Here is a 14,966-nt window from a genome sequence, read left to right on the forward strand (position 1 = left end):
CCTTCTCCCCGGGGAGGCGGGGTCTCAATCGGGGAATTTGGGTTAGCTGCCGGGGGCCTGCGTCGGCCGGGCGGTGGTGGTCGATCCCTCGCCGCGGGTGCGGCGGATTTCCTCGCGGACGTTGTGACCGAGCGCGTCGGCGACCAGCGCGCCCTGTTCGGCGGTATGACGCTTCATCAGCCCGGTCGCCGGCGATGCCGCCGCCTGCCGGCCGGCGTACCGCGCCCGCTTGATCGGGCAATTGGCGGCCTTGAGCGATTCCTCGATCAGCGGCTCGACGAAGAACCAATAGCCGTTGTTCTTCGGCTCTTCCTGCGCCCAGACGACGTCCTGCAGATTGGGCATCCGCCCGATCCGGCGGGCGAGCGCATCTCCCGGGAAAGGATAGAGCTGCTCGACGCGGACGATCTGCGTCGTCGTATCGCCGGCGGCGTTGCGCGCCTCGATCAAATCATAGGCGACCTTGCCGGTGCACAGCACCAGCCGCGTCGTCTCGGCATCCGCCGCGCCGTTGGTGTCCGACAGCAGCCGCTTGAAGTGGCTGTCGCCCTGGAAGTCCGCCGCCGCCGACACCGCCAGCTTGTGGCGGAGCAGCGACTTGGGCGTCATCACGATCAGCGGCTTGCGGAAGTTGCGGTGCATCTGCCGGCGCAGCAGGTGGAAGTAATTGGCCGGCGTGGTGCAGTTCGCGACCTGGATATTGTCCTGCGCGCACGACTGGAGGAAGCGTTCGGGACGCGCCGAGCTATGCTCCGGCCCCTGCCCTTCGTAGCCGTGCGGCAGCAGCATGACGAGGCCGTTGGCGCGCAGCCACTTGGATTCGCCGCTGGTGATGAACTGGTCGATCATGATCTGCGCGCCGTTGACGAAGTCGCCGAACTGCGCCTCCCACATCACCAGCGTCTTGGGGTCGGCGAGCGCATAGCCATATTCGAAGCCGAGCACGCCATATTCGGACAGCGGGCTGTCGAGCACCTCGAACCGGCCATGCTCGACCGTGGTCAGCGGCACATATTTGTGCTCGTCGGTCTGGTCCACCCAGACGGCATGACGCTGCGAGAAGGTGCCGCGGCCCGAATCCTGACCCGACAGGCGCACGCCATAGCCTTCCGACAGCAGCGAGCCGAAGGCCAGTGCCTCGCCGGTCGCCCAGTCGAAATTCTCGCCGGTCTTGAACATCTGCCGCTTGGCATCGATCACGCGCGCCAGCGTCTTGTGGATCTGGATGCCCTCGGGCACCGTGGTCAGCGTGCGGCCGAGCGCGTCGAACAGCTTGAGCTCGATCCCCGTCTCGACGTTGCGCCGCTCGCTGCCGCCGTCGGTCGGTGCCGACAGGCCCGACCAGCGGCCGGCGAACCAGTCCGCCTTGTTCGGCTTGTAGCTCGCGCCCGCCTCGAACTCGCCTTCGAGCAGGGTGGTGTACTGGTTGACCTTGTCGTCGAGCCACGCCTGGTCGATCACGCCCTCGGCGATCAGCCGCTTGGCGTAGATCTCGCTGACGCCGGGGTGCTGACGGATGACGTTGTACATCAGCGGCTGGGTGAAGCCCGGCTCGTCGCCCTCGTTATGGCCGAAGCGGCGATAGCACCACATGTCGATGACGATGTCGCGGTGGAACTTCTGGCGGAATTCGATCGCCATCTTGGTGGCGAAGGTCACCGCCTCGGGATCGTCGCCGTTGACGTGGAACACCGGCGCCTGGACGCCCTTCGCCACATCCGACGGATAGGGCGAGGAGCGCGCGAATTGCGGGCTGGTGGTGAAGCCGACCTGGTTGTTGATGATGAAATGGACGCAGCCGCCGGTATTGTAGCCGCGGATGCCCGAGAAGCCGAGGCATTCCCAGACGATCCCCTGCCCCGCGAAGGCCGCGTCGCCGTGGATCAGCACCGGCAGCGAGGCGACGTGATCGCTGAGATCATTGGCCAGCGTCTGGATCGCGCGCGTCTTGCCGAGCACGACCGGGTCCGCCGCCTCGAGGTGCGACGGATTGGCGACCAGCGACATATGCACCTTGTGCCCGTCGAACTCGCGGTCGGTCGAGGTGCCGAGGTGATATTTGACGTCGCCCGAGCCGCCGATCTCATCGGGATTGGCCGAGCCGCCGGCGAATTCGTGGAAGATGACGCGCAGCGGCTTCGCCATGACGTTGGCGAGCACGTTGAGCCGGCCGCGATGCGCCATGCCGAACACCATCTCGCGCACGCCGGCCTGGCCGCCGTATTTGATGACGCTTTCGAGCGCTGGGATCATGCTCTCGCCGCCGTCGAGGCCGAAGCGCTTGGTCCCGACATATTTCTTGCCGAGGAACTTCTCCCACTGCTCCGCCTCGATCACCTTGCTGAGGATCGCGCGCTTGCCGTCGGTGCTGAACTCGATCGCCTTGTCCTTGCCCTCCATGCGGTCCTGCAGGAAGCGGCGCTCCTCGACGTCGACGATATGCATATATTCGAGGCCGACGTTGCCGCAGTAATTGCGGCGCAGCGTGTCGACCAGCTCGCGCACCGTCGCCCATTCGAAGCCGAGCGTGCCGCCGAGATAGATCGGCCGATCGAGGTCGGCGTCGGTGAAGCCGTGATATTCGGTGCGCAGATCCTCGGGCATTTCGCGACGCGACAGGCCGAGCGGATCGAGATTGGCGGCGAGATGACCGCGGACGCGATAGGTGCGGACCAGCATCTGCGCGCGGATCGCATCGCCCGCCGCCTTGATGATGTCCTCCCTGGACGGCGCCGCCGTCGGTGCCGCGGCGGGCTTGCCGCCCTTGGCGGGCTTGGGGGCGGGCTCCATCTGCGTCGGGTCGAGCCCGGCGGTCAGATCGTCGGTGGTCGACAAGGGCCAGCGCTTGTTGGTCCAGCTCGGACCGCCGCTGCCTGCCTCCAGGCCTTCGAAGAAGCCGCGCCAGCCGAGATCGACCGACGACTGGTCGGCCTGATATTTGGCGTAGAGCGCCTCGATGAACTGGGGAGACACGCCTGCGGCGATGTCGCTGAAATCCTGACCTTCGTAGCCCATGGTCTTCTTCCTGTTCCCTTCTCCCAGCGGGAGAAGGAGGGGCCCGCCCGCGACAGCGGGTGGGAGGATGAGGGCGAGCGTGGCGCGATGCCCTCACCCTTGTGCCGCCCCGGGGCGGCTCCCTCCCTCTCCCGGTGGGAGAGGGAGGGTTGCATTAGCCGTTCAGCACCTCGAGCAGCGTCGAACCCAGCTCCGAGGGGCTCGCCGCGACCTTGATCCCGGCGGCTTCCATCGCCGCGATCTTGCTCTCGGCATCGCCCTTGCCGCCCGAGACGATCGCACCGGCGTGGCCCATGCGGCGGCCCGGAGGCGCGGTGCGACCGGCGATGAAGCCCGCCATCGGCTTCTTGCGACCGCGCTTCGCCTCGTCGATCAGGAACTGCGCCGCCTGCTCCTCGGCATCGCCGCCGATCTCGCCGATCATGATGATCGACTGGGTCGCCTCGTCAGCGAGGAAGAGCTCGAGCACGTCGATGAAGTTGGTGCCGTTGACCGGATCGCCGCCGATGCCGACCGCGGTGGTCTGGCCGAGCCCGGCGTTCGAGGTCTGGAACACCGCCTCATAGGTCAGCGTGCCCGAGCGCGAGACGACGCCGACCGAACCCTGTTTGAAGATGCTGCCCGGCATGATGCCGATCTTGCACTCGCCCGGCGTCAGCACGCCGGGGCAGTTGGGGCCGATCAGCCGCGACTTGCTGCCCGACAGCGCGCGCTTGACGCGGACCATGTCGAGCACCGGAATGCCTTCCGTGATCGCGACGATCAGCGGGATCTCGGCATCGATCGCCTCGAGGATCGAATCCGCGGCGAAGGGCGGCGGCACGTAGATGACCGACGCATCGGCACCGGTCTTCGACTTGGCTTCGGCGACGGTGTTGAACACCGGCAGGCCGAGATGCTCGGTCCCGCCCTTGCCCGGCGTCACGCCGCCGACCATCTGCGTGCCGTAATCCAGCGCCGCCTTGGTGTGGAAGCTGCCGGTTTCGCCGGTCATCCCTTGCGTGATGACCTTGGTGTTCTTGTTGACGAGGATGCTCATCTCGGTTCTCTTCCTCACTGTGCTAGCGCAGATACGGCAGCGCCAATTGTGTCATCCGAACACGGACTCGAACAGGTCGAGCCAGTCGGGGTTTTTCTCTTCGATCAGCCGCAGCTTCCAGTCGCGGTTCCACTTCTTGAGCTGGCGCTCGCGGTATAGCGCGGCCTCCAGATCGTCATGAACTTCGTACCAGACGAGTAACGTACAGCCGTATGTCTTGGTGAAGCCGTCGATCAGGCCATTCCGGTGCTGGTAGACACGGGCAGCGAGATCGTTCGTTACACCTGTATAGATCGTTCCGTTGAGCCGGCTCGCCATCATGTAGACGTAGCCGGCCTTGTTCACCGTTCGCCCCGATGTGCTCCCGCGAAGGCGGGAGCCCAGTCCTGGGTCCCCGCCTTCGCGGGGACACATGGGTCCGTCGGGCGCACCTTACTTCAGCGTTTCGTCGATCCCCTTGCAGGCTTCGAGCAGTTCCTTGACAGCATCGACCGAGACGGTGAGGTTCTCCTTCGCCTCGTCGTCGAGCGCGATCTCGACGATCTGCTCGACGCCGCCGGCCCCGATCACCACCGGCACGCCGACATAGAGGTCGTTGACGCCATACTGACCGTCTACATAGGCCGCCGCCGGCAGCACGCGCTTCTGGTCGTAGAGATAGGCTTCGGCCATCGCGATGCCGCTGGTCGCCGGGGCATAATAAGCCGAGCCGGTCTTGAGCAGGCCGACGATCTCGCCGCCGCCGCCGCGCGTGCGCTTGACGATCGCGTCGATCTTCTCCTGGCTCGACCGGCCCATCTTAATGAGGTCGGGAACCGGGATGCCGGAGACGGTGGAATAGGAGATGACCGGCACCATCGTGTCGCCATGGCCGCCGAGCACGAAGCTGGTGACGTCCTTGACCGAGACCTGGAACTCCTCGGCGAGGAAGTGGCTGAAGCGCGCCGAGTCGAGCACACCGGCCATGCCGACGACCTTGTTGTGCGGCAGGCCGGAAAATTCGCGCAGCGCCCAGACCATCGCGTCGAGCGGGTTGGTGATGCAGATCACGAAGGCGTCGGGCGCATTCGCCTTGATGCCCTCGCCGACCGCCTTCATCACCTTGAGGTTGATGCCGAGCAGATCGTCGCGGCTCATGCCGGGCTTGCGCGCGACGCCGGCGGTGACGATGATCACGTCGGCACCGGCGATGTCAGCATAATCGTTCGAACCGATGATCTTGGCGTCGAAGCCCTCGACCGGGCCGCACTGCGACAGATCAAGCGCCTTGCCCTGCGGCACGCCTTCGACGACGTCGAACAGCACGATGTCGCCGAGGTTCTTCAATGCCGCGAGGTGCGCGAGCGTGCCGCCGATGTTACCGGCGCCGATCAGCGCGATCTTCTTGCGAGCCATCCAATCCATCTCCGTTACAGGCAGGGCGTGATTGGTCACGCCGGTTACGCCCGTTTTGCGCGTCCGGCAACCGCTAAACGGTATCGGTTAAAAGTTTAACTGATAATGGTTCGCAGGTGCATTAGACGCTGCCATGGCCCTGCGCGAGATAATCTTCGGAGCGCATTTCCTCCAGCCGGCTGACCGTCCGCTGGAATTCGAACCGCCCGTCGCCGGTCGGGTAGAGCGCCTCGGGCTCGGCATCGGCGGCGGCGAGCAGCTTGACCTTATACTCGTAGAGCGCGTCGATCAGCGTGACGAAGCGCGCCGCCTCGTCGCGGTTCTCCGGGCCGAGCCGGGGGATGCCGACGAGGATCACCGTGTGATAGCGCCGCGCCACCGCGAGATAGTCGGCCGCACCGCGCGCCGCGCCGCACAGCTTCTTGAACGAGAAGACCGCAACGCCTTTCAGCGTCTTGGGGACATGGAGCGTGCGGCCCTGGACGACGAGATCCTCGGACGGGATCGGCTCGGTCACCTCGTGATCGGTGAGGCGGAAGAAGGCCGCGGACAGATCCGCCGTCGCCGCGGGGCCGTTCGGCACGAGCCAGATGTTCTGCTGGCCGAGCCGGTCGCGGCGATAGTCGATCGGGCCGTTGAGCGTGACGACGTCGAGCTTCGCCTCGATCAGCGCGATGAACGGCAGGAAATGTTCGCGGTTGAGGCCATTCTTGTAGAGATCGGCGGGCGCGCGGTTCGACGTGGTGACCATCGTCACGCCGGCGGCGAGCAGAGCGGTGAACAGCCGGCTGAGGATCATCGCATCGGGCGAATTGGTCACCATCATCTCGTCGAAGGCCAGCAGCCGCGTCTCCTCGGCCAGCGCGGCGGCGACCGGGGCGATCGGATCGCCGGCTTCCTTGCGCCGTTCGATCGCGATGCGTCCGTGCACCTCGATCATGAATTCGGCGAAATGGACGCGGCGCTTCTTCTCGATCGCGACATTGGCGAAGAACAGGTCCATCAGCATCGACTTGCCGCGGCCGACGTCGCCGAACATGTAGACGCCGCGCGCCGCGTCGCCGCCGCGCCCGGTCAGCCGCCCGAGCCAGCCGCGCTTCGGCGGCGTTTCCAGCGCGCTGGCGAGCGTGTCGAGGCGGAGCGCGGCGGTGCGCTGCTCGGCGTCGGGCCGCAGCTCGCCGGCGGCGACCAGCGCGTCATAGGCGGCGAGGACCTTCATGCTGGCTCCTGCGATCGGATAGAGAGGTAATAGACGCGGCGGCGAGACTTACGGGGCGGCGGCATAAGCTTGCGCACGCGAGCGGCGGCTGCCTTGGAAAATCACGCCCGATCCGCGCGAAGCGCGGAGCCGCTCCTAACACCGCGCCACCCCGGCAAAGGCCGGGGTCCCGGTGCAAGAGCGTGCGAGGGGTGCTCTACGTCCCCCGACCGGACCCCGGCCTTCGCCGGGGTGGGCAAATGGTAGTGTGACGGACAAGCTACAATCGCAGCCAAGGGCTCAGCCAGTCCACCGGCGCGTCCAACATCATGGCCGCCGGGCGCTTCGTCCCCCTTACAGAATCCGCTCGGCTTCCATCTTCTTGATCTCGGCGATCGCCTTGGCCGGGTTGAGCCCCTTGGGGCAGGTGTTGGCGCAGTTCATGATCGTGTGGCAGCGATAGAGGCGGAACGGATCCTCGAGCTGGTCGAGCCGTTCGCCGGTCATCTCGTCGCGGCTGTCGGCGAGCCAGCGATAGGCCTGGAGCAGGATCGCCGGGCCGAGGAACTTGTCGGCATTCCACCAATAGCTCGGGCAGGAGGTCGAGCAGCAGGCGCACAGGATGCACTCGTAGAGGCCGTCGAGCTTGGCGCGGTCGTCCGGCGACTGGAGCCGCTCCTTGCCCGAGGGCGGCGGGCTGACCGTCTGCATCCACGGCTTGATCGAGCTATATTGCGCGTAGAAGTGCGTGAAGTCGGGGACGAGGTCCTTGATCACGTCCATCGCCGGCAGCGGGGTGATCTTCACCTCGCCCTTCACGTCCTCGATCGCGGTGGTGCAGGCGAGGCCGTTGCGCCCGTCGATGTTCATCGAGCAGGAGCCGCAGATGCCCTCGCGGCACGAGCGGCGGAAGGTCAGCGAACTGTCCTGCTCCGCCTTCATCTTGATCAGCGCGTCGAGCACCATCGGCCCGCATTCGTCGAGGTTGATCTCGAACGTGTCGTAGCGCGGGTTCTCGCCGGTGTCGGGATCGTAGCGATAGACCTTGAAGGTCTTGATGCGCTTCGCGTCGCCGGTCGCCTTATGGACCTTGCCCTTCGCCTTGACCTTGCTGTTCTTGGGCAGGGTGAACTCGGCCATGGCCGCAACGCTCCTCTAAATGCTGCGTTGCGGCTATGCCTTTCGTCGGGCTTTCGCAACCCCTGAGAGATAGGTCGCGGTCAGATCACATCAAGAACGAGGCCGCGGTCGCGCGCCTCCTCGGCCTCGATATACCAGTTGGACGGCGCCTTGCGCTGCAGCTCCTCGAACGGCACCGCCGAACCGCGGACGATCTCGCGAAAGCCTTCCTCCTGGATCTTGATCGATTCCTCGATCTCGTGGAGCTTCGCCTTGAGCACCGCGGGCAAGGTGGTGAGCGGGCCGGACAATTGGATGCTGCTGCTCATCAGCCGCTCGTGCAGCATCAGCCGCGTGCCGCGGGTGAGGAAGCGCGTCTCGACCGGGAAGGCCGCCATGAAGGTGGCGCCGGCGGAATAGACCGCGACCTTGCCGAGGAACAGCGTCTCGCGCCCGGTATAGTCGCGCAAAAGCCGGATATCGTCGCCCATCGCCCGCCCCATCTCCGGATCGCCGCCGAGCGTGGTCAGCGACACGACGATCGGCCCCTCCGTCGGCGCGGCGGCGAGCTGCGTCTTGAAGCGGGCGTACATCATCTCGTCGACGGTGCCGTGCAGCTGGATGTGCGGGACCGCGAGCAGGGGATATTTGCTGGCGACGTTGGCGCGGGGATCTTCGGTCATGCCGCGGCGAACCGTCGCACCCGCGCAAGGTTCCGGCGGCGGCGGACAACATAAGCGGAACCCCTCCCCGCCGGGGCGGTTGAGGGACGACCCAACAGCAGGATATCGCGTGACCCCAGCTCCCCAGCCCGATCGAACCCCGGCGCTCAAGCCGCTCGCCGAGCAGGTGATGGTCATCACCGGCGCGAGTTCCGGCATCGGCCTTGCCACCGCCAAGCGCGCTGCGAAACAGGGTGCGCGCGTGCTGCTCGTCGCGCGCGACGAATCGGCGTTGCGCACGGCGGTGCACGAGATCGTCGCCGACGGCGGGATCGCCGACGCCTATGCCGCCGACGTCGGCGACGCGGCCGCGGTCCGCGCCGCCGCGGCGCATGCTCGCCAGCGATTCGGGCGGATCGACACCTGGGTCAACGATGCCGGCACCGCGATCTACGGCAAGCTCGTCGACATCCCCGACGACGAGCATCAGCAGCTGTTCCGCACCAATTATTTCGGTGCGGTGCACGGCTGCCTCGCCGCCATCCCGCACCTCACTGAAACGCGCGGCGCGCTGATCACCGTCGCGTCGATCGCCGCGGACATGCCGAGCCCGATCATGGGCGCCTATGCCGCGAGCAAACATGCGGTGAAGGCCTATATCGACGCGCTGCGCATCGAGCTCGCCTCCGACGGCGTGCCGGTGCAGGTGACGCTGATCAAGCCGTCCGGCATCGATACGCCGATCGCGCAACATGCCGCCAACCACGAGCCGGGCGAGGCACAGATCCCGCCGCCGGTCTATGCGCCCGAGCTGGTCGCCGACGCGATCCTGTTCTGTGCGACCCATGCCAAGCGCGACCTCACCGTCGGCGGCGCGGGGCGTGCGCAGGCATTGTTCGCCGCACATTTCCCGTCGCTGTTCGACCGATTGGCGCCGATCGCCGCAACGATGTTCGTCGATCCCAAGAAGCGCCAGCCGGCGCCGAGCAATTTGTTCGAGAGCAACGACACCGGCCGCGTCCATTCGGGCGAGCATCCCGCCGCCCGTCAGACCAGCCTCTATACCGCCGCGGCGAAACATTCCGGCCTCACCACCGCGCTGAGCGCCATCGCCGTGGCGGGGATCGGCGCGTTCGTCTATGGCCGGAAGGATCGGTAATGAGCGCTATCGACTGGCAGATGAGCGCGATCCTCGCCAACGTCGATCGCGGCGGCAACGAAGTGCCGGAGGTGACCAACCTCGCCGATGCGGTGCGCGCCTGGCTTGCGCTCGACCATGGCATGCAGAACGACGCGGTGCTCCGGCCGGAACATCCGATCGTGCTCGACGGCGAGCGGACGGTCGCGCTGACCGGGCAGGCGATCCGGGTGCTTGCCGACCGGCTCGAAGGATAGCGTCTCGGGTTTCTGAGGGGTCGTGCAGAGGCGCAGCGGGATGCGCCTGCCGCGGCAGCGGCTTTCAGTCGACCCGGTGAGGTTCGGCATCGCGTTTCCCCACCCACTGGATTTCCGCGCCTCCGCGCCTCCGCGTGAAATTTCCTCTTTCGGCTGGATAGTCGGCGTGCGCGACCGCCGCGTCGATCAGTCTGATCAGATCAGCAAAACGGGTTCACGCGGAGGCGCGGAGGCGCGGAGGCGCGGAGATATCGTTCGTGCCGGGCGTAGTGCCCCGGCACCGACGATTGCCGATATCGGGCCGCGATCGCCGCGACCGCCCCTGCTGCGCCCTCTGCGCCTCTGCGCGCGCTCCGATCACCCCGTGCCGATCAGCGGCAGCATCGCCGGCGCGAGGCCCTCGCCGCGTGCGGTCAGCCGGATCGCGCCGCCGCGCGCGCCGGCCTGTACCAGCGCCATCGCCAGCCCGTTGAACGCCGCGCGCGTCGTCGCATGATCGGGTTCGAGGCTGCGCGGATCACCGTTGCCGACGCCGAGCAACGTCGCATCGCCGCCAATCGCGAAGTGCAGCCGGTCGTGCGCGGTCGGCACCTCGTGCCCCGCCGCATCGAGGATCGCCGCGCGTACCACCGCGACCGCGCCGGGCGCGAGCCGGCGGCGGTCGCTCGACAGACCGATCCGCGCCGGGGCGCCGCTGGTGACGCGCTCGGCGGTGAGCAGCCGCCGACCGTCGCGATAGCCATGCGCCGTGATCCGTCCGGGCGCATAGGGCACCTGCCAGACGAGATGGCGATTGCGCGTCACCGTCTGCCGCCCGAGGCTGCGGCCGTTGACGAGCAGTTCCACCGCGTCGCAATTGCTGTGCACCCACACCGCGACCGTCTGCCCCTCGCGGCCCGGCCAGGTCCAGTGCGGGAAGAGGTGGAGCACCGGTTCGCTGTCCCACCACGCCTTGTAATAATAGAAATTGTCCTTCGGAAAGCCGCACAGGTCCATCTGCCCGAAATGCGAGACATTCTCCGGCCAGCGTTCGAACGGCGTCGGCTCGCCGCGATAGTCGAAGCCGGTCCAGACGAAGCCGCCGGCGAGGAAGTCGCGCGCATCGTAGAAGGACCACCAGTCCTGCGCGGTCGTCGCCCAGCGCGGGAACTCCTGGTCGTAGGCGGGCACCAGCCCCTCGGCCTCGTTGCGCGCATATTCGCCGCGCGTCATCACCGTGCTGCCCGTCTCGGTGCCGATCATCGGCACGTCCGGGTGGGCGGCGTGAAAGCCGTCTATTTCGTTGAGATAGTAATTGCAGCCCATCACGTCGAGCACGCGCGAGGCGCCCTGCCCGAGCTTGCCGTTGAACGCCTCGGTCACCGGGCGCGTACCGTCGAGCGCGGTGATGCGGCGCTTCATCGTCGCGGCGATGCGTGCGCCGGTCTCGGTGCCGCGGTGGATCTCCTCATTGCCGATGCTCCACAGGATGACGCTCGGATGGCTGCGCCCCTGCCGGACGACCCGGTCGAGCTGCGACAGGCCCTCGGCATTGCTCGACATCTGCCGCGTCTCGTCCATCACCAGCAGCCCGAGCCGGTCGCAGGCATCGAGCACCGCAGGCGCGGGCGCATGATGCGTCGAGCGATAGGCGTTGGCGCCCATCGCTTTCAGCTGTTCGAGCCGCCAGACGTGAAGGCTGTCGGGCACCGCGAAGCCGACCCCGGCGTGATCCTGATGGTTGCACGTCCCCTTGATCTTGACCGGCTGGCCGTTGAGGAAGAAACCGCGCGTCGCATCGAACCGGATCGTGCGAATGCCGAAGGCACTGTCGTCGCGATCGATCACGACGTCGTCGCGGACGATCTCGCTGGTCAGCCGGTAGAGCTGCGGCGTCTCGATCGACCAGAGCGCCGGATCGCGCACCTGCCCGACCTGCGTCGCGGTCTGCTGCCCCCACGCCGGCAGCGCCAGCGGATCGGAGGTCAGCCGCGCCACCACCCGTCCGTCGGGCGCGGTCACCGTCGAGCGGACGCGCACCGTCGCCGCCGGACCGTCATTGGCGATCTCGGTGGCGATATCGAGCCGCGCCCCGGCGGCGGTCACGGCGGTGCGGACATAGGCGCCCCATTGGCGGACGTGGACCGGCGCGGTCTTGACCAGCCGGGCGTGGCGGTACAGCCCTGCCCCCTCGTACGACCATGCCTCCCCCAGGCTGACGTCGCAGCGGACGAGCAGGACGTTGTCGACGCCCGGTCGGGCGAAATCGGTGACGTCGATCTCGAACGGCGTATAGGCGCTTTCGTTGCTGCCGACGATGAAGCCGTTGAGGATGACGAGGCAGTCGCGCGACACCCCGTCGAACTGGAGCAGCAGCCGGCGGCCGTCATCGTCCTTCGCGAGGCGGAGGATGCGGCGATACCAGCCGACGCTGGTCGCCGGCCAGGCGCGGCCGAGCGGCTTGAACCCCTGGAACGATCCGGTCTTGTCCGCCTCGCTCCCCGGCGGGCCGAACCGCTCGAACGGCAGGTCGACCGCCCAGTCGTGCGGCAGCGTCACCGCCTGCCAGGCGGAATCGTCGAACGTGCCCTCGGCGGCCGGCGTGCCGGCATCGCCCGATTTGGCATAGGTGTCGTGGCTGCGGCCGAAGCCTAAGTCCTTCGCCGGATCGGCGGCATGGCCGAGGTGGAAGCGCCAGTCGTCAAGCGGTTCGACGATCCGCGGGCCGGCGGGCGACGGCACAGGCGCGGCGGCAGGAAGCAAGGTCGCGGCGGCGACGGCGGCGCCGGAGGTGAGGATGGCGCGGCGATGCGGGTGGTTCAATGCACGGGTCCTTGCGCGGGGAGATCGCCAATCCCATCACGCACCGCGCCACCGGTCAAATATAATATACGATTCCGGCCGCGTCACGCTTTTCAGCGTGGTGCGTTCGGCGTCAGGCAGGCGCAAGTTCGCGGCAGGCGAACATTGCAAATGCAGGCGTATTAACCCAATGGTAGCCTCCTCGTGCCAAGTATGGCCGAGGGGTGACCCCACAATAGGAGATTAGCGTGATTCGTAAGTACCTCACCGCCGTTGCCGCTACGGCTCTCGTCGCTGCGCCGGTCGCTGCGGCACCGGCCAACCCCGCTGCGAGCCTGTCGGTTGCCAAGTCGGTCCGCACCGGTTCGACCTCGGCCAAGAAGAACGAGCTCGCTGGTGGCGGCGTGATCATCGCCGTGCTGGCGGTGGCTGCGGTTGCCGCGGGCATCGTGGCGGTCGCTTCGGACGACGGCCAGGCCGACAGCAACTAAAATCCGTTTTTCCGGGCCATCGCCGCGCGATGGCCATGGGAAACGGCAACGCCACGGGCGTTCGCAAAGGGGGCTGCGGCCCCCTTTGTTGTGTCCGCCGCGGCCGCAGCCGCGTCACCGCTCGCCGCGCTGATCGGTGAGCCGCGCCGGGCCACGGTTCCAGCGGCGCATCAGCGCGCGTACCAGTCCGCCGCGATGATAATAAGAGTCATGCCATTCGGCGGCCCGGCGGCGCTGCGCGCGGCGATCGAAGCGGATGGCCAGGAGGAGCAGCACGACGACGCACAGGATGCTGCCGAGGATCAGCATGTCGCTTGCGGAAAGATGTTGCCAATACATGCGTCACGGCCCCTTCCGGGCGCCCTGCCGGCCCGGGCGTTGACGAGCCTGCCGGCAGGGCGTGTCCTAACATGGCGTCGGCCCCGCCCCGCGGCAACCGGTAAGGCGCCGGTGAATCCCGTTACGATACAGACACCGGTCAGCCGCGCACCAGCGCGACCGGGCGGGCGCCGCGGCGCACCGGCAGATCCTTGATGCGCCGCGCGCGCACCGTGCCGCTCGCCCCGACCATATTGACGTAGAGGCCGTTGGGCGCGGTATCCTCGGTCACCACCGCCTGCGCGCCGATCTCGCAGCCCTCGCCGATCGTCACGCCGGGGTTGATCGTCACGTCGGTCATCACCCAGCAGCCGGCCTTGATCGTGATCGGCGCGTTGATCGTCTCGGGCGACGAGCGGCGGGTCGGATCGCCGGTATGATGATGCGTGCTGGTGGTGAAGGTCACGCCCGAGGAGACGCGCGCGCCATCCTCGAAGGTCAGCTGCGCCGCGCCGTCGTACCGCGCGAAGCAGTTGAGCATCGCGTCGCGCCCCATGACGATATCGGCGCTGTCGAGCCAGCACGAATGACGCACCGTCGCGGTCGGATGGATGCGCGCACCGGCGAAATTGAGCAGCCGCCGTCGCCACCGATCCGAGATGAACACCGATCCCTGTATGCGCAGGATCAGCGCGCGCAGCTTGGTCCGCTGCCAGTGTTCGGTAGCCATATGGCGTCTCCCGGCACGACCTGTCGCGCCCCTGTCGCCACGATAGGGCAACGCCCTTGGCCTAGCGCATTATGACGTGTTTGTCATGTCGGCCGTGTGCCCGACTGTTACGCGGCCTTAACTTTCTGATTGTAGGGCGGTTCTCGGTCCGAGAGGCCATGGAGGGGATGCCCGGCTGACCCGCCCGCCCAGTATTTGGCGGGCGGGTCAGTCTAGCCGGGCGCTCTCCGCCACCTGCCGCGCCGCGGCGGCGCTCCGTTCGAAATAATAGAGGGCCGGCGCCTCGTAGGTGATCAGATAGAGTTTGCCGTCGCGCAGCGTGCCGAATCCTTCGCCCCGGACGTGGATGGCTTCCTCCGGACGGACGAAACTGTAGCTAAAATGCACGCCGCCGGCGCCGGCGAACGGCGTCGGCTCGACGTGATCGATCGTCATCGTCGCGACGCCTAGCGCGCTGCGATAGCTGTTCTCCAGAAGCGTCGGAATGTCGGTGAGAAGCATCGTCCGGTTGACCGGCGGCAGCGGATGCTCCCTGCGATCGGCCTGGCGGAACAGCGTCTTGCCCTCGCCGATCGCGGCATAGAAAGTCAGCGCGTTGAGCGTGTCGCCGTCGAGCGTCCACACCTCGGCATTGCGGCCGGGTCGCGCGCCCAGCCGGTTCCACTCGCTCGCGGGCGTCACCGTCAGGGGCGTCCTGGCGATGCTCACCCGTCCGCCGGCGGCGATCAGCCGGTTGCTCGCGCCCGCCGGCACCGCCGCCGCCAGCGCGACGACCAGCAACAGGTGGCGGGGCAAGCGGTTCGGCAAGCGCGTCGTCATCATC

At 67.3% G+C, this 14,966-nt stretch carries 14 protein-coding genes; 3 read left to right on the top strand and 11 right to left on the bottom strand.

Annotated elements, in window-relative coordinates; genetic code table 11:
• Positions 1-42: 42 nt before the first annotated feature.
• From BW41_RS18905 to BW41_RS18935, 7 genes are all read right to left on the bottom strand, one after another.
• Positions 43-3,015, bottom strand: coding sequence for a 2-oxoglutarate dehydrogenase E1 component (locus tag BW41_RS18905; protein WP_037536643.1), 2,973 nt, complete (start codon positions 3,013-3,015; stop codon positions 43-45).
• A 154-nt stretch (positions 3,016-3,169) separates the two neighbouring features.
• Positions 3,170-4,054 carry a succinate--CoA ligase subunit alpha gene (gene sucD / locus BW41_RS18910; RefSeq protein ID WP_037536645.1) on the bottom strand — a complete coding sequence of 295 codons (885 nt, stop codon included), beginning with the start codon at positions 4,052-4,054 and terminating at the stop codon, positions 3,170-3,172.
• Positions 4,055-4,105: 51 nt separating this feature from the next.
• Entirely contained in the window at positions 4,106-4,399 is a 294-nt protein-coding gene (locus BW41_RS18915) for a GIY-YIG nuclease family protein (protein WP_037536647.1), read from the bottom strand.
• Between the two features lie 87 nt (positions 4,400-4,486).
• Complete coding sequence (mdh, locus tag BW41_RS18920) at positions 4,487-5,449, bottom strand: malate dehydrogenase (RefSeq protein WP_037536755.1); 963 nt, start codon at positions 5,447-5,449, stop codon at positions 4,487-4,489.
• A gap of 121 nt (positions 5,450-5,570) precedes the next feature.
• The gene (gene zapE, locus BW41_RS18925; RefSeq protein WP_037536649.1) at positions 5,571-6,668 is read right to left on the bottom strand and encodes a cell division protein ZapE; all 1,098 of its coding nucleotides are present in this window, start codon (positions 6,666-6,668) and stop codon (positions 5,571-5,573) included.
• 333 nt (positions 6,669-7,001) lie between these two features.
• The gene (locus tag BW41_RS18930) at positions 7,002-7,787 is read right to left on the bottom strand and encodes a succinate dehydrogenase iron-sulfur subunit (protein ID WP_037536650.1); all 786 of its coding nucleotides are present in this window, start codon (positions 7,785-7,787) and stop codon (positions 7,002-7,004) included.
• Between the two features lie 80 nt (positions 7,788-7,867).
• Positions 7,868-8,449, bottom strand: coding sequence for a ClpP family protease (locus BW41_RS18935; RefSeq protein WP_037536652.1), 582 nt, complete (start codon positions 8,447-8,449; stop codon positions 7,868-7,870).
• Between the two features lie 109 nt (positions 8,450-8,558).
• Between BW41_RS18935 and BW41_RS18940 the strand changes: the two genes are divergently transcribed.
• Together BW41_RS18940 and BW41_RS18945 are read left to right on the top strand one after the other, a co-directional pair.
• The gene (locus BW41_RS18940) at positions 8,559-9,587 is read left to right on the top strand and encodes an SDR family oxidoreductase (protein ID WP_235199831.1); all 1,029 of its coding nucleotides are present in this window, start codon (positions 8,559-8,561) and stop codon (positions 9,585-9,587) included.
• Complete coding sequence (locus tag BW41_RS18945; RefSeq protein ID WP_037536654.1) at positions 9,587-9,823, top strand: hypothetical protein; 237 nt, start codon at positions 9,587-9,589, stop codon at positions 9,821-9,823. Before BW41_RS18940 ends, BW41_RS18945 begins: the two co-directional genes overlap by 1 nt.
• Before the next feature lie 357 nt (positions 9,824-10,180).
• On the opposite strand, the gene galA is transcribed toward BW41_RS18945, so the two are convergent.
• The gene (gene galA, locus BW41_RS18950) at positions 10,181-12,625 is read right to left on the bottom strand and encodes a beta-galactosidase GalA (RefSeq protein WP_051583697.1); all 2,445 of its coding nucleotides are present in this window, start codon (positions 12,623-12,625) and stop codon (positions 10,181-10,183) included.
• Positions 12,626-12,852: 227 nt separating this feature from the next.
• On the opposite strand from galA, the gene BW41_RS18955 reads away from it, so the two are divergent.
• Entirely contained in the window at positions 12,853-13,095 is a 243-nt protein-coding gene (locus tag BW41_RS18955) for a hypothetical protein (RefSeq protein ID WP_152542418.1), read from the top strand.
• 114 nt (positions 13,096-13,209) lie between these two features.
• Here BW41_RS18955 and BW41_RS18960 read toward each other — a convergent pair whose 3' ends face one another.
• The 3 genes from BW41_RS18960 to BW41_RS18970 all read right to left on the bottom strand — a co-directional run bounded on the left by BW41_RS18960 (position 13,210) and on the right by BW41_RS18970 (position 14,962).
• Positions 13,210-13,404 carry a hypothetical protein gene (locus tag BW41_RS18960; protein ID WP_037536658.1) on the bottom strand — a complete coding sequence of 65 codons (195 nt, stop codon included), beginning with the start codon at positions 13,402-13,404 and terminating at the stop codon, positions 13,210-13,212.
• Between the two features lie 169 nt (positions 13,405-13,573).
• Positions 13,574-14,143, bottom strand: coding sequence for an acyltransferase (locus BW41_RS20235; protein ID WP_051583700.1), 570 nt, complete (start codon positions 14,141-14,143; stop codon positions 13,574-13,576).
• A 207-nt stretch (positions 14,144-14,350) separates the two neighbouring features.
• Entirely contained in the window at positions 14,351-14,962 is a 612-nt protein-coding gene (locus tag BW41_RS18970; protein WP_051583718.1) for a hypothetical protein, read from the bottom strand.
• Positions 14,963-14,966: the final 4 nt, after the last annotated feature.

The organism is Sphingomonas sp. RIT328, from assembly GCF_000632225.1.
Lineage (GTDB): Bacteria > Pseudomonadota > Alphaproteobacteria > Sphingomonadales > Sphingomonadaceae > Sphingomonas > Sphingomonas kyungheensis.

Bases quoted from the DNA above. Each gene is read 5' to 3' on its own strand.
- BW41_RS18970 (WP_051583718.1), bottom strand. From the start codon at position 14,962: ATGACGACGCGCTTGCCGAACCGCTTGCCCCGCCACCTGTTGCTGGTC.
- BW41_RS18935 (WP_037536652.1), bottom strand. From the start codon at position 8,449: ATGACCGAAGATCCCCGCGCCAACGTCGCCAGCAAATATCCCCTGCTC.
- zapE (WP_037536649.1), bottom strand. From the start codon at position 6,668: ATGAAGGTCCTCGCCGCCTATGACGCGCTGGTCGCCGCCGGCGAGCTG.
- BW41_RS20235 (WP_051583700.1), bottom strand. From the start codon at position 14,143: ATGGCTACCGAACACTGGCAGCGGACCAAGCTGCGCGCGCTGATCCTG.
- BW41_RS18945 (WP_037536654.1), top strand. From the start codon at position 9,587: ATGAGCGCTATCGACTGGCAGATGAGCGCGATCCTCGCCAACGTCGAT.
- sucD (WP_037536645.1), bottom strand. From the start codon at position 4,054: ATGAGCATCCTCGTCAACAAGAACACCAAGGTCATCACGCAAGGGATG.
- BW41_RS18960 (WP_037536658.1), bottom strand. From the start codon at position 13,404: ATGCTGATCCTCGGCAGCATCCTGTGCGTCGTCGTGCTGCTCCTCCTG.
- BW41_RS18930 (WP_037536650.1), bottom strand. From the start codon at position 7,787: ATGGCCGAGTTCACCCTGCCCAAGAACAGCAAGGTCAAGGCGAAGGGC.
- mdh (WP_037536755.1), bottom strand. From the start codon at position 5,449: ATGGCTCGCAAGAAGATCGCGCTGATCGGCGCCGGTAACATCGGCGGC.
- BW41_RS18905 (WP_037536643.1), bottom strand. From the start codon at position 3,015: ATGGGCTACGAAGGTCAGGATTTCAGCGACATCGCCGCAGGCGTGTCT.